We start from the raw sequence: 13,618 nt of genomic DNA, 5'->3' as shown, positions 1-13,618 counted from the left end.
ATCGGAACTTTGCCATCGCTTGGCTCGTTCTATACAGTCGACGGTTGGGGGTGAGCTTCCAGTTCCACAAGTGGAAGGCACGCCCGGCAACCATCACGCTGAACATGCCGGACTTGCCGCGGAGGACGAGTGGACGTATCGCTGACCCTGTGGGTGCTCACGATCGTGGGCCTGTGTGCCCTGATCGGCACCGACTTCTTCGTCGGCCGGAAGCCCCATGAGGTGACGCTCAAGGAGGCGGGCACCTGGACGATCATCTGGATCGTCCTCGCCGGGCTCTTCGGCATCGGGCTGTTGATCTGGGGCGACGGCCAGGCGTCCGGTGAGTTCTTCGCCGGCTACGTCACGGAGAAGTCGCTGAGCGTCGACAACCTCTTCATCTTCGTGATCATCATGAGCAAGTTCGCGGTCCCCCTGCAGTACCAGGCCCGGGTGCTCATGGTCGGCGTCCTCATCGCGCTGGTGATGCGCGCGGCCTTCATCGCCGCGGGCGCCGCGCTGATCGCGTCCTTCTCCTGGGTCTTCTACATCTTCGGCGCGTTCCTCATCTACACCGCCTGGAAGCTGGTCCAGGAGGCCAAGGGCGGTGACGAGGAAGAGGAGTGGGAGGAGAACCGGCTGCTCAAGATGGTCGAGCGCCGCTTCGCCGCCACGGACAAGTACCACGGCACGAAGCTGTTCATCACCGAGAACGGCAAGCGGCTGATGACGCCGATGCTGATCGTCATGCTGGCGATCGGCACCACGGACCTGCTCTTCGCGCTGGACTCCATCCCCGCGATCTTCGGCCTCACCCAGGACCCGTACATCGTCTTCACGGCCAACGCCTTCGCGCTGATGGGCCTGCGGCAGCTCTACTTCCTGATCGGCGGCCTGCTCAAGAAGCTGGTCCACCTCTCGTACGGGCTGTCGGCCATCCTCGGCTTCATCGGCGTGAAGCTGGTGCTCCACGCCCTGCACGAGTCCGGGGTGCACGTCCCCGAGATCAGCACCGCGATCTCGCTGAGCGTGATCGGCGGCGTCCTGATCATCACGACGATCACGAGCCTGCGGGCCTCCCGCCGCCTGGAGGCGGAGCAGAAGGACAGGGAAGAGACCAAGGAAGAGGAGCCCGCCGAGGCCCGCCGGCCGGGCGCGGGCGACGACTGACACAGTCCCTCTACGTGTTCGGTCCCGGAGGGCGTCCGGGACCGGGCACGTAGAGCTACACCGTCAGCGGGGCTCTTGGGTTATCGCGAAGGCGACGAACGAGGCCCATGCCTCAGGCGAGACCGTGAGGACGGGGCCGGAGGGGTTCTTGGAGTCGCGCACGTGCACTCGTTCCGCTGCGGCGGCTACCTCAACGCAGTTGCCGCCGCCCGATCCGCTGTAGCTGCTCTTCACCCATGCCAACTCACGTGAACTGCCGACGTCCGCTGCCTGCTCCACGCTCATAGCTCTCCTGCCAGGCGGCCGATGAACTGTGCCGATTCATCGGGGTTCAGTGCCAGTGAGCGCATCTTTCCATACCGGTGAGTGAAGGCGCTGACACGGTCAGCGTCGGAGACGACGAACCCGGCCTCCTGCGACTCCACGTATCCCACCACCTCATGCTCCGCTGTCTCCATCACGACCATGGGTCCGTTGAGACCGGGGTGGAAGCCGCAGGTCCAGGGCATCACCTGGATCTCCATGTGCGGCAGATCCGCATGCTTCCGCAGCGCCTCCAACTGCTCGCGCTGCACCCGCTTCCCGCCCACCGGGTTACGCAGCGCCGCCTCGCCGATGACGAAGCACAGTTCCACCGGCTTCTTCCGGGCGAGCAGCCGCTGCCGCGACAGGCGGGCTTCCACGCTCAGCTCGATCTCGTCCTCGGACAGCGGCGGGCAGTGCGCCGAGAACAGTGCCCGCGCGTAGTCCTCCGTCTGCAACAGCCCCGGCACCAGCAGGGGATCCCAGTCGTAACGGCTCAGCGCCTCTTCTTCCAGAAGCGCGACGTCCCGGAAGAATTCCGGCAGCTTTGCCCGGTCCACTTCATCCTGCAAGACCATCAGCGTCCCCTGAGCGTCGAGTTCCCGCTCAGCGCCCTGAGTGAAGGCCAGCTTCGCCGGGCGCTTGGCCTGCTCGATGGCGGCGACCGTGTCAACGGAATAGCCCACCGCTTCGGCGAGTTCGGGCTGTGTCATGCCTGCACGCTGGCGGTGGAGTTTGACCAGCTTCCCGTACCCGATCCAGATCGGCGGTGCTGAGTCCCTGTCCTTCCTGGCCCTCTTTTCGGGCTTGCGCGGATTCCTCGCCGGCTCACTGCTGTCCGTGCCCATACGCGTCACCCCTTGTCAGACGCCAACGCGATCAGGCTATTCACGTAGTCGGGCGACTACCGTGCGAATTCGAATTTCGCCACCCGTGAGCCACCCCACCCGGCCCGACTTGGGCTTCTGCCATCCGCCTTGCCTGGGCCGATCTCGCCGACGAGATCACCGAGGTGCAAGCGCGAAGCGAGTGACTGGGCGCGACCGGCACCATACACTCGGTTGCTGGGTGTATCCGTGTCGTAGGTGAAGGGCGGGGGCCGCCGTGGACCCAACGAGCTTAGAAACCGTCCAGGCTGCGGTAACGGCGGCTGCCCAGGGCGGCGCATCGGAGGCTGGGCGGCAAGCCTGGACTTCGCTCACCTCCTTGGTGCGCCGGGCCTTCGGCCGGGACGCGGAGGAGCCGGAGGCGCCGGTGCTCCCGCTGGAGCCCCAGGACGAACGCCAGATCCGGTCTCTTTCCGCCTTGATCTATGCCCGAGCACTTCAGGACCAGGGGTTCGCTGCGGCCTTCGCCGAGTGGCAGAGGGAGACTGAGGTGGCGTTGAGGCCCAGGCATGCGACCAACAACATCGTCGGTGGAAATGCTCGGGTCACGAATCTCGTGCAAGGGCAGATCGTGACCTGGAACACGAACACGTAGGGGGCGGCGTGGCGGCCGAGGCCACCGAGGACGTCCGCAACGAGCTGGAGGACGTCCAGGCCCAAACGGTGATCCAGGCTCAGACCGTTGTGATCGAGGGCGGTCTGGGAGGAGTTGAGTACGCTGGAGATCCCCGTTCGAAGCTGCTGAGGTTCACCGTGGCCGATTTCGCCGACCTGGCCCGCCGGGCGTTGAGGGACCGAGGTTACTCGGTACGGGACGCCGCCCACGCGATCGACCAGGACCCCGGGGAGCTCGGCCGCATCCTCGCCGGAGTGCGGGAGCCCTCGGTAGAGATCGCGAACGACCTCGACGATCTGGTCGGGGCCGGGGGAGCACTTGCCGGAACCCTCATGCACCCTGACGATTCCACCCGCGTCGCCTGCATAGCCGGCCGACCGTCCCGCATGGACGCGGGAACGGTGGAGGCCACGGCTGGCGTTCTGGCCGCGTTACGCCGTCTGGACGATTCCGCGAGACCGGAATCCGTGCTCCCGGCGACCCTCGCGCAGATGACCGAGGTCACACGCATGCTCAAAGAGGCGCGTGGACCGCATCGCGATGCCTTCGCCGAGGTGGCTTCGGAGTACATCCAGTTCGGCGGGTGGCTGCTGGCGGAGTTGCGGCGGGACGGCGAGGCTGTGAAGCTCCTGGACCAGGCTGTGGACCTCGCCGACGAGATCGGCAATGGCACGCTCGCGGCGCAGGCGCTCAACTTCAAGGGGTACCTGGCGCGGCAGCAGGGGCGGCAGCAGGCCGTTGCCCGCTGGTTCTCCGCCGCCGCGTACACGCCCGGCGCTCACCCCGCCCAGCGGCTGGGGGATCTGCTGCAGGCAGCCGCAGGACTCGGACACCTGGGTAAGCGGGACGAAGCCCTCCGGATGCTGGACGAGGGCGCCCGGCTGATGGATGAGGCCGACGAACTGCCCCCTCCGGCCACTGCGTACTGGCTCACGCCTGAGTTCAGCAGGCTGTCCTTCGGCCTCTCGGCTCTGGCTCTGGGTCGCTACGACGAAGCAGTCGACCACCTGCGCAGCGGCCTGGCGGGACTGCCGGAGGAACTGCGCGGCGCCGCCTGGAACCGGGAGTACGTGGAGGCCCTCGAGAGGGCTGAGGCAGCGCGGTGAGTCGGCCCCGGCGCTACCAGCCGCGTTCGCGCCACTCCGCCAGGTGCGGGCGTTCCGCGCCCAGGGTGGTGTCGTCGCCGTGGCCCGGGTAGACCCAGGTCTCGTCCGGCAGCTCCGCGAAGATCTTCGTCTCCACGTCGTGCAGCAGTGACGTGAAGCGCTCCGCGTCGCCCCAGGTGTTGCCCACGCCGCCCGGGAAGAGGCAGTCGCCCGTGAAGACGTGGGGATGGCCGTGCGGGTCGTCGTAGACCAGGGCGATGGAGCCCGGGGTGTGGCCGACGAGGTGGCGGGCGGTGAGGGGGATGCGGCCCACCGTGATCGTGTCGCCGTCGTCCACGAGGACGTCCGTGGGGACGTCGATGTCGGCGGCGTCCCTGCGGCCCGCGTAGGTGCGGGCGCCCGTGGCCGCGACGACCGGGGCCAGGGCCTGCCAGTGGTCGCCGTGGCCGTGGGTGGTGACGGCCGAGGTGATGCCGTCGCGGCCGATGAGGGTGAGCAGCGTGTGGGGTTCGTTCGCGGCGTCGATCAGCAACTGCTCGTCCGTCGCGCGGCAGCGCAGCAGATAGGCGTTGTTGTTCATCGGCCCGACGGCGACCTTGGAGATCATCAGGTCCGTCAGCTCGTGTACGTCGGCGGCGCCGCCGACGGTGACCTTGCCCGTGTACGACATGGGGCCAGCCTCTCAGAGCGGGGGCAGGGTCGGCAGCGCGGCGCCGTCCTCCGTGCGTACGCCCGTGCCCGTGGTGCGGCCGGCGAGCCAGCCCATCAGGGCGTACGGGGCGCCGGTGACCCGCACCGGGTCACCGCCCGACGGCGGGGCGCCGGTGGTCCAGGTGCTGCCGTCGGGAGCGGAGAGTGACAGGGGCGTCACCTGCTCGTTGCCCGCGAAGCGGGCGGTGAGGAAGTCGATCTCCCGGGTCACGAACTCCTCCGGGAGCTGGTCCAGGGTGTAGCCCGCGTCCAGGTCCACGTGGTGCAGCTCCACCTCCACCAGCCGCCGGAACGGGATCCGCGCCATGACATCCGTCACGCCGTTGCGCAGCTCGCAGCGGGCCGACCAGCCGTCCGCCGGGATGTCCGCCGCCGTCTGCGCCAGCCGGTCCGCCGTCGCCCGTACGTCGTCGAGCTGCTCGGCCAGCGGGCGGGGGGCGCCTGCCTCGATGTCGGCGTCGCGGACTTCCGCGCTCGCGTACATGGGGCGGCCGGAGAGCACGTTGACCAGGGCGTCGGCGTTGCGGGCGAGGTGGGAGAGCACGTGGCCGCGGGTCCAGCCGGGCAGCGCGCTCGGCGCCCGTACCGCGTCGTCCCCGAGGCGGGCGGCGCTGGCGAGGAGGCTGTCGGTGGCGGCTCGTAGGGTGGCCATGTCGCGTACGGGGTCGTACGTGCGACCTGCGCTTTCTGTCATCGGATCCCCTGGAGGCGAGCGGGTGGGAATGCTGGGCCGGACGTCGTTGTCAGACCCAGACGTTAGCGTGTGGCTCGATGGGAGAAAGCTGCGGACAGCTCCGCCGCCACCCCCATACGCTTGACAAGGGGTGCCGCCCGCCCGGACGGTCCCCGCCGCTCATCAAGAAAGGTCCGACCGGCGTGGCCGACCGTCTCCTCGTCCGTGGCGCTCGCGAGCACAATCTGAAGAACGTCTCGCTCGACCTGCCCCGCGACTCCCTCATCGTCTTCACGGGACTCTCGGGGTCCGGCAAGTCGTCCCTGGCGTTCGACACGATCTTCGCCGAGGGCCAGCGCCGCTACGTCGAGTCGCTGTCCAGCTACGCGCGGCAGTTCCTCGGCCAGATGGACAAGCCGGACGTCGACTTCATCGAGGGCCTGTCGCCGGCCGTCTCGATCGACCAGAAGTCCACGTCGCGCAACCCGCGGTCCACGGTCGGCACGATCACCGAGGTCTACGACTACCTGCGGCTGCTCTTCGCCCGCATCGGCAAGCCGCACTGCCCGGTCTGCGGCCGGCCGATCACCCGGCAGTCGCCGCAGGCGATCGTGGACAAGGTGCTGGCGCTGCCGGAGGGCAGCCGCTTCCAGGTGCTGTCGCCGCTGGTGCGCGAGCGCAAGGGCGAGTTCGTGGACCTCTTCTCCGACCTGCAGTCGAAGGGGTACAGCCGGGCGCGGGTCGACGGGCAGACGTCGTCGCTGACCGACCCGCCCAAGCTGAAGAAGCAGGAGAAGCACACGATCGAGGTGGTCGTCGACCGCCTCACGGTCAAGGAGAGCGCCAAGCGCCGGCTGACCGACTCCGTCGAGACCGCCCTCGGGCTCTCCGGCGGCATGGTCATCCTCGACTTCGTCGACCTGGACGCGGACGACCCGGACCGCGAGCGGATGTACTCCGAGCATCTCTACTGCCCGTACGACGACCTGTCGTTCGAGGAGATGGAGCCGCGCTCCTTCTCGTTCAACTCGCCGTTCGGCGCCTGCCCCGACTGCACGGGCATCGGCAGCCGGATGGAGGTCGACCCGGAGCTGATCGTCCCCGACCCGGACAAGTCGCTGGACGAGGGCGCCATCCACCCGTGGTCGCACGGCCACACCAAGGACTACTTCGCCCGGCTCGTCGGCGCGCTCGCCGACGACCTCGGGTTCCGTACGGACATCCCGTGGGCCGGGCTGCCGCAGCGGGCGCAGAAGGCGCTGCTGCAGGGGCACCGGACGAAGATCGAGGTGCGCTACCGCAACAGGTACGGGCGCGAGAGGTCGTACACCACGTCCTTCGAGGGCGCCGTGCCGTTCGTCAAGCGGCGGCACGCGGAGGCGGAGAGCGACGCCAGCCGCGAGCGCTTCGAGGGGTACATGCGGGAGGTCCCCTGCCCGACCTGCAACGGGACGCGGCTGAAGCCGGTCGTCCTCGCGGTCACCGTGCAGGACAGGTCGATCGCCGACATCTCGGCGATGTCGATCAGCGACTGCGCCGACTTCCTCGGTGCGATGGAGCTGACCGACCGCGAGAAGACCATCGCCGAGCGCGTGCTGAAGGAGGTCAACGAGCGGCTGCGGTTCCTGGTCGACGTGGGCCTGGACTACCTGTCGCTCAACCGCGCGGCGGGCACCCTCTCCGGCGGCGAGGCCCAGCGCATCCGGCTCGCCACGCAGATCGGCTCCGGCCTCGTCGGCGTGCTGTACGTGCTGGACGAGCCGTCCATCGGGCTGCACCAGCGGGACAACCACCGGCTGATCGAGACCCTGGTCCGGCTGCGCGACCTGGGGAACACGCTGATCGTCGTCGAGCACGACGAGGACACCATCAAGACCTCCGACTGGGTCGTCGACATCGGCCCGGGCGCCGGCGAGCACGGCGGCACGGTGGTGCACAGCGGCTCGCTCAAGGAGCTGCTGGACAACGACGCGTCGGTCACCGGGCAGTATCTGTCGGGGAAGAGGGAGATCCCGACGCCGGAGATCCGGCGGCCCGTCGACGGCGGGCGGCAGCTCGTCGTCCGCGGCGCGCGGGAGAACAATCTGCAGGACATCGACGTGGCGTTCCCGCTCGGGGTGCTCACGGCGGTCACGGGTGTCTCGGGGTCCGGGAAGTCGACGCTGGTCAACGACATCTTGTACACGCACCTGGCGCGCGAGCTGAACGGCGCGCGGAGCGTGCCCGGGCGGCACACCCGGGTCGACGGGGACGACCTGGTGGACAAGGTGGTGCACGTCGACCAGTCGCCCATCGGCCGTACGCCGCGCTCCAACCCCGCGACGTACACGGGCGTCTTCGACCACGTCCGCAAGCTGTTCGCGGAGACGACGGAGGCGAAGGTCCGCGGCTACCAGCCGGGCCGGTTCTCCTTCAACGTCAAGGGCGGTCGCTGCGAGAACTGCTCGGGTGACGGCACGATCAAGATCGAGATGAACTTCCTCCCGGACGTCTACGTGCCGTGCGAGGTCTGCCACGGCGCGCGGTACAACCGCGAGACCCTGGACGTGCACTACAAGGGCAAGTCCATCGCCGAGGTGCTGGACATGCCGATCGAGGAGGCGCTGTCCTTCTTCGAGGCGGTGCCGGCGATCGCGCGCCACCTCAGGACGCTCAACGAGGTGGGACTGGGGTATGTGCGGCTGGGCCAGCCGGCGCCGACGCTGTCGGGCGGCGAGGCGCAGCGGGTGAAGCTGTCGAGCGAGCTGCAGAAGCGCTCGACGGGCCGCACGGTGTACGTGCTGGACGAGCCCACGACCGGGCTGCACTTCGAGGACATCAAGAAGCTGATCGGCGTGCTGACCGGCCTGGTCGACAAGGGCAACACGGTGATCGTCATCGAGCACAACCTCGACGTCATCAAGACCGCCGACTGGGTCGTCGACCTCGGCCCCGAGGGCGGCAGCGGCGGCGGCCTGGTGGTCGCGGAGGGCTCGCCGGAGGAGGTGGCGGCCGTGCCGGCCAGCCACACGGGGAAGTTCCTGCGGGAGATCCTGGGCGACCGGGTGAGCGACTCGCCGCCGGCGCGGAAGGGCGCCGCGGCGAAGAAGCCGACCGCGAAGAGGTCGACCGCGAGGTCCACGCCGGCCAAGAAGACGGCGGCGGCCAAGGCGCCCGCCAAGAAGGCGGCGGCGAAGCGGCGCGGCTGAGGGGGGTCTGGAGCCCGGCTGCGACCGAGGGTTCGGCCGGGCGTACGGCTGAGCGCCGCTCGGCTGCGCGGCCGAGGGCGGTCCGGCGTGCGGCCGACTGCCGTCGGCCCGCGTCACCTTGCGCCAGCCGTGATACACGCGCCCGTCGGCCACCGAGTGGTCCACACGGCCGTCTACGGCGTCGGCCACCCGTGCGGACCACGAACCGCGGGTCTGTCATGCCGACACGCCGCGCACCGCGTCCCGCCCGGTACGGACCCTCCTGACACGATCTCAAATGACGGACCGGCGGCGGCAATTGTTCGGGCGGAGTTTGCGCGCGCCCTCTGGTGTAGACCACTCTCCACTGCCAGGCTGTGGCCCGCCGTGCGCAAGAAGCGTGCGTTCCCGTGTCGTTCCAAGGAGAAAACGTGCTCAGAGCGGGAGTACGCAGTAAACCCCTCCGACCCAGGGCCGTCGCGGCAGCGGCGGCTTCCTTGTTGCTCCTCGGCGCCCCCGCGGCCGTCGGTCAGGAGCGGCCCGCCGCCGCGACCGGCGCCGCCGGTGCGGTGTCCGTACCGGCAGGCGAGGGCATGGACATCGCCTCCGTCTCCCGGCCCGTCGCCCCCGGCATGGAACTGACCTCCTTCGAGCGGCTGGAGACCGACAAGTGGCTCAAGGCCGACGCGCTCAGCGTCGACCTGGGAGCCGGCACCCGCGTCGACTACCTCGGCGGCAAGGTCTCCGAGCGCGCCCCCGTCTCCAAGCTCGCCGCCGAGCACGACCCCGGTCCCGGCCGCACCACCGTGGCCGCCATCAACGCCGACTTCTTCGACATCAACGAGACCGGCGCCCCCCTCGGCCCCGGCGTCGAGGAGGGCCGCCCGACGCACTCGCCCGCGCCCGGCGTCTCCGAGGCGGTGGGCGTCGGCCCCGACCAGGCGGGCCGCGTGCTCGACCTCTACTTCGACGGCACCGTCACCCTCCCCGACGGCGCACACCCCCTCGGCGGCCACAACGCCGCCAACGTCCCCGCGGACGGCATCGGCGCGTACAACGCCCAGTGGGGCAAGGCCGACCGCGCCATGACCGTCGACGGCGCCACCGAGGTCACCGAAGTCGCCGTGCGGGACGGCAAGGTCGCCGAGGTGACCAACGGGCCGGGGAAGGGCGCGATAGCCGAAGGCACCACGGTGCTCGTCGGCCGCGACACCGGCGCCAAGATCCTCGCCCAACTGCGGCCGGGCGACGCGGTGCAGGTGGAGTACGACGTCCGCACCGACGACGGCAGCCCCGTGCCCGGTACCGCGGTCGGCGGCCGCGGCGTCCTCGTCGAGGACGGCGTACCGCAGAACTGGGAGGGCCGGCCGAACAACACCGCCGCCCCCCGCACCGCGGTCGGCTTCTCCAAGGACGGCGGCACCATGCACGTGCTGACCGTCGACGGCCGCCAGGCGGACGCCGGCGGCGTCACGCTCACGCAGTTGGCGAAGATGATGGACGCCCTCGGCGCGTACGACGCGCTGAACCTCGACGGCGGCGGCTCCTCCACCCTCGTCGCCCGCGCGCCCGGCTCTGACGAGCGGTTCGTGGAGAACTCCCCGTCCGACGGCGAGGAGCGGGAGGTCCCCAACGGCCTGGCGCTCACCGCCCCCGGCGGCAGCGGCCAGCTCAAGGACTTCCGCGTCACCACCGCCGCGGAGCCCGCGCTCGCGCCCGGCGTCGACCCGGTGCCCGGTGGCCACCCCGACCGCGTCTTCCCGGGCCTGACCCGCGAACTCGACGCCGCCGGCTACGACGAGACGTACGGCCCCGCGCCCGGCCGTCCGTCGTGGTCCAGCAACCGGGACGACGTCGGCAGCGTCGACGGCGACGGTACCTTCACCGCCCGCCGCGGCGGCACCGCGCAGGTCACCGCCTGGCGCGGCGGCGCGTCCGGGAGCGTCGAGCTGACCGTCCTGGACAAGCTGGAGCGGATCACGCCCACCAGCGAGCGCGTCGGCCTGGCCGCCTCCGGTGACGCGGCGGCCTTCGGCATCGTCGGCCGCGACGCCCACGGCGCCAGCGCCCCCGTCGACCCCGCCGACGTACGCCTCGACTACGACCGCGCGCTGTTCGACATCGCCCCGGACGAGCGCAGCGGCGGCTTCACCGTACGGGCCCGCACCACCGAGCCGACGGCCTCCGGCGTGCTCAAGGTGACCGTGCAGGGGAAGGTCACGCACGTCGCGCTGACCGTCGGGCTCACCGAAAGCGTGCTGGCGGACTTCGGGAACGCGGCCGACTGGAAGTTCTCCACGGCGCGCGCCACCGGCTCGCTCGCCCCGGAGCCCGCGGGTCACGCGGGTGCCGGGATGAAGATCACGTACGACTTCTCCCAGTCCACCGCCACCCGCGCCGCGTACGTCACGCCGCCGCAGCGCATCGAGATCCCGGGCCAGCCGCTGAGCTTCGGGCTGTGGATCAAGGGCGACGGCAAGGGCGCCTGGCCGTCGCTCCAGCTCAAGGACGGCGCGGGCGCCGACCTGATACTCCGCGGCGACTACGTCACCTGGCAGGGCTGGAAGCAGGTGGTCTTCCAGGTGCCGGAGGGCACGCAGTACCCGCTGTCGGTCTTCCGCTTCTATCTCGCGGAGGCCAAGCCCGCCAGCCAGTACAGCAGCGAGGTCGTCATCGACGAGCTGACCGCGCAGAGCCCGCCCGAGGTCGACCTGCCGCGCACGGCGGCGCACCGCGACCCGCTGATCGACTCCGGTGCCGGGACGGCGGGCCGGGACTGGCGGTACGCGGTGATGTCCGACGCGCAGTTCGTCGCCCGCGAGCCGGACAGCGCGCTCGTCCGGCAGACCCGGCGCACGCTGCAGGAGATCAGGGCGGCCCGGCCGGACTTCCTCGTCATCAACGGCGACCTGGTCGACGAGGGTTCGCCCGCGGACCTGGCGTTCGCCCGCGGGATACTGGAGGAGGAGCTGGGCGACGCCGTGCCCTGGTACTACGTGCCGGGCAACCACGAGGTGATGGGCGGCTCCGTCGCCAACTTCGTCGCCGAATTCGGCCCCGCGCAGCGGACGTTCGACCACAAGGGCACCCGCTTCCTGACCCTCGACACCTCCTCGCTGACCCTCCGCGGCGGCGGCTACCCGCAGATCGCGGAGCTGAAGCGGCAGTTGGAGGCGGCGGCGGAGGACCCGTCGGTGCGCTCGGTGACCGTGATCCAGCACGTCCCGCCCCGCGACCCGACCGCGCAGCGCGCCAGCCAGCTCAGCGACCGCAAGGAGGCGCGGGTGCTGGAGGACTGGCTGGCGGACTTCCGGGCCCGTACGGGCAAGGGCGCGGCGTTCGTCGGCGGGCACGTCGGCACGTTCCACGCCGAGCACGTCGACGGAGTGCCGTACCTGATCAACGGGAACTCCGGGAAGGCCCCGGCCACCCCGCCCGGCGAGGGCGGCTTCTCCGGCTGGTCGCTGATCGGCGTCGACGAGGTGACGCGCGGCGAGCAGCAGCAGGCGCGGAACGCGCCGTACCGCGGGCTGCCCGACTGGGTGTCCGTGCAGACCCGGCCGCATGTGGACGGGCTGGCGGTGACCGCGCCCGAGGAGGTACGGGTCGGCCGCTCGGCCGCGGCCTCGGCCGCGGTCGCGCAGGGCGCGCGGCAGGTGCCGGTGGCCTGGCCGGTCAGCGCGGACTGGTCCGGTACGGACCGGCTGCACATCGGGCCGCCGCGGGAGGCGGACCGGAGTGACATCGCGGCGTACGACCCGGCCACCGGCGAGGTGACCGGGCTGCGGCCGGGGACGGTCACGCTGACGGTGACGGTCAACGGCGTCACGCAGGGGGACCGGGTCACGGTCACCCGGTAGCGGGGAGGGCGCTCGCGGGGTCCCGCGGGACCCCGCGACCGCACCGCCGCGGTTCAGCCGTCCGCGAAACCCGCCAGCTCCGCCGCGTACGGCGGCTCGGCGCCCGCGCGCGAGCAGGTGATCGCCGCGGCGCGGGCGGCGTGGCCGAGCGCGGCGCGCCAGCCGGCGGGGCCGAGGCCGGCCAGGGCACCGGGGGTGAGGGCATCGTGGGCGCCGAACCAGTGCAGCAGCGCCGCGTTGACGGTGTCGCCGGCGCCGATCGTGTCGACCACGCCGACCGGCGGCGCGGCCACGTCGTACCGCTCCAGGCCCTGCGCGACGACCGCGGTCAGCCCCTCGCCGCCGCGGGTCAGCACCGCCGCCCGCGGCCCGGCCGCCAGCCACTCCGGCAGCGCCTCGGCCCACGGCCGCCCGCCGGCGAGCCACTGCGCGTCCTCCACCGACAGCTTCAGCAGCGCCACGTGCGGCAGCCAGGCCAGGAAGCGGGCGCGGTAGGCACCGGCGTCGTCGATCAGCCCGGCCCTGATGTTCGGGTCGAGGAGGGTGAACAGCCCGTCCGCGGCGGCCCGTTTGAGCAGCGTCTCGTACGCGGTCGCCCCCGGCTCCAGCACCAGCGAGCACGTCCCCACCGCCAGCGCCCGGGCCTCCGGGGGCAGCGCGTCCGGCGCCCGGAACAGCCGGTCGGCGGTGCCCTCGGCGTAGAAGCGAAACCCGGCGGAGCCGTCCGGGCTGACGTCGGCGACGGCCAGCGTCGTGGGCTCCGCACCCCGCTGGACGAGCCCGGTCGCCACCCCCGCCGCGTCGAGCCCGGCCATCAGCGCCGCCCCGAAGGCGTCCGTGGAGACCCGCGAGGCGAACGCGACGTCCGCCCCGAGCCGCCCCAGCGCCACCGCCGTGTTGTACGGCCCGCCGCCCCGCACCGGCTGCAGCGCGGGAAGCACGCCATCGCCCCCGGCCGGCACGAGATCGATCAGAGCCTCACCACCAACCACGATCATGTGCCCAGCGTACGGTCCGACCGCTGCCCACAGGTCCCCGGAAGGCAACACGGGCACGCCCCGGCGACCATACGGTCACCGGACTGTCGCGGGCTCGGTACACGGGTGTGGACGGACGGTTCCGCGTCAGTGGTCGACAGTAGGGTGG

At 71.2% G+C, this 13,618-nt stretch carries 10 protein-coding genes; 5 read left to right on the top strand and 5 right to left on the bottom strand.

Translation table 11 applies throughout. The features are described from left to right. The first annotated feature begins 129 nt into the window (after window positions 1-129). Window positions 130-1,149, top strand: coding sequence for a TerC family protein (locus OG946_RS07030; protein ID WP_326795275.1), 1,020 nt, complete (start codon window positions 130-132; stop codon window positions 1,147-1,149). A gap of 63 nt (window positions 1,150-1,212) precedes the next feature. On the opposite strand, the gene OG946_RS07025 is transcribed toward OG946_RS07030, so the two are convergent. Together OG946_RS07025 and OG946_RS07020 are read right to left on the bottom strand one after the other, a co-directional pair. Continuing rightward, window positions 1,213-1,434, bottom strand: a complete 222-nt coding sequence (locus OG946_RS07025) for a DUF397 domain-containing protein (protein WP_326795274.1) — start codon at window positions 1,432-1,434, stop codon at window positions 1,213-1,215. After that, a complete protein-coding gene (locus OG946_RS07020; RefSeq protein WP_326795273.1) occupies window positions 1,431-2,300 on the bottom strand; it encodes a helix-turn-helix domain-containing protein in 870 nt (289 codons plus the stop codon). The genes OG946_RS07025 and OG946_RS07020 overlap by 4 nt, the downstream gene beginning before the upstream one ends. A gap of 256 nt (window positions 2,301-2,556) precedes the next feature. Here OG946_RS07020 and OG946_RS07015 point away from each other — a divergent pair, with 256 nt between their 5' ends. Further along, window positions 2,557-2,934, top strand: coding sequence for a hypothetical protein (locus tag OG946_RS07015; RefSeq protein WP_326795272.1), 378 nt, complete (start codon window positions 2,557-2,559; stop codon window positions 2,932-2,934). Window positions 2,935-2,942: 8 nt separating this feature from the next. Beyond that, window positions 2,943-4,061 carry a hypothetical protein gene (locus tag OG946_RS07010; protein ID WP_326795271.1) on the top strand — a complete coding sequence of 373 codons (1,119 nt, stop codon included), beginning with the start codon at window positions 2,943-2,945 and terminating at the stop codon, window positions 4,059-4,061. Between the two features lie 13 nt (window positions 4,062-4,074). On the opposite strand, the gene OG946_RS07005 is transcribed toward OG946_RS07010, so the two are convergent. Together OG946_RS07005 and OG946_RS07000 are read right to left on the bottom strand one after the other, a co-directional pair. Further along, the gene (locus tag OG946_RS07005) at window positions 4,075-4,731 is read right to left on the bottom strand and encodes an MBL fold metallo-hydrolase (RefSeq protein WP_326795270.1); all 657 of its coding nucleotides are present in this window, start codon (window positions 4,729-4,731) and stop codon (window positions 4,075-4,077) included. Between the two features lie 12 nt (window positions 4,732-4,743). Continuing rightward, complete coding sequence (locus OG946_RS07000) at window positions 4,744-5,424, bottom strand: maleylpyruvate isomerase family mycothiol-dependent enzyme (RefSeq protein ID WP_326800170.1); 681 nt, start codon at window positions 5,422-5,424, stop codon at window positions 4,744-4,746. A 224-nt stretch (window positions 5,425-5,648) separates the two neighbouring features. Here OG946_RS07000 and uvrA point away from each other — a divergent pair, with 224 nt between their 5' ends. Both uvrA and OG946_RS06990 read left to right on the top strand, forming a co-directional pair. Further along, window positions 5,649-8,633: an excinuclease ABC subunit UvrA gene (uvrA, locus tag OG946_RS06995; RefSeq protein ID WP_326795269.1), complete on the top strand. Its 2,985-nt coding sequence runs from the start codon at window positions 5,649-5,651 to the stop codon at window positions 8,631-8,633. A gap of 572 nt (window positions 8,634-9,205) precedes the next feature. Then, a complete protein-coding gene (locus OG946_RS06990; RefSeq protein WP_326800169.1) occupies window positions 9,206-12,472 on the top strand; it encodes a phosphodiester glycosidase family protein in 3,267 nt (1,088 codons plus the stop codon). A gap of 53 nt (window positions 12,473-12,525) precedes the next feature. On the opposite strand, the gene OG946_RS06985 is transcribed toward OG946_RS06990, so the two are convergent. Next, window positions 12,526-13,470, bottom strand: a complete 945-nt coding sequence (locus OG946_RS06985) for a carbohydrate kinase family protein (protein WP_326795268.1) — start codon at window positions 13,468-13,470, stop codon at window positions 12,526-12,528. Window positions 13,471-13,618 lie beyond the last annotated feature (148 nt).

Origin of the sequence: Streptomyces sp. NBC_01808, assembly GCF_035917395.1 — a bacterium.
Lineage (GTDB): Bacteria > Actinomycetota > Actinomycetes > Streptomycetales > Streptomycetaceae > Streptomyces.
This window is presented reverse-complemented; position numbering and strand designations above follow the sequence as displayed.

Excerpts from the sequence above, each read along its gene's own strand:
- OG946_RS06990 (WP_326800169.1), top strand. The coding sequence starts at position 9,206 with ATGGACATCGCCTCCGTCTCCCGGCCCGTCGCCCCCGGCATGGAACTG.
- OG946_RS06985 (WP_326795268.1), bottom strand. The coding sequence starts at position 13,470 with ATGATCGTGGTTGGTGGTGAGGCTCTGATCGATCTCGTGCCGGCCGGG.
- OG946_RS07000 (WP_326800170.1), bottom strand. The coding sequence starts at position 5,424 with ATGGCCACCCTACGAGCCGCCACCGACAGCCTCCTCGCCAGCGCCGCC.
- OG946_RS07020 (WP_326795273.1), bottom strand. The coding sequence starts at position 2,300 with ATGGGCACGGACAGCAGTGAGCCGGCGAGGAATCCGCGCAAGCCCGAA.
- OG946_RS07005 (WP_326795270.1), bottom strand. The coding sequence starts at position 4,731 with ATGTCGTACACGGGCAAGGTCACCGTCGGCGGCGCCGCCGACGTACAC.
- OG946_RS07025 (WP_326795274.1), bottom strand. The coding sequence starts at position 1,434 with ATGAGCGTGGAGCAGGCAGCGGACGTCGGCAGTTCACGTGAGTTGGCA.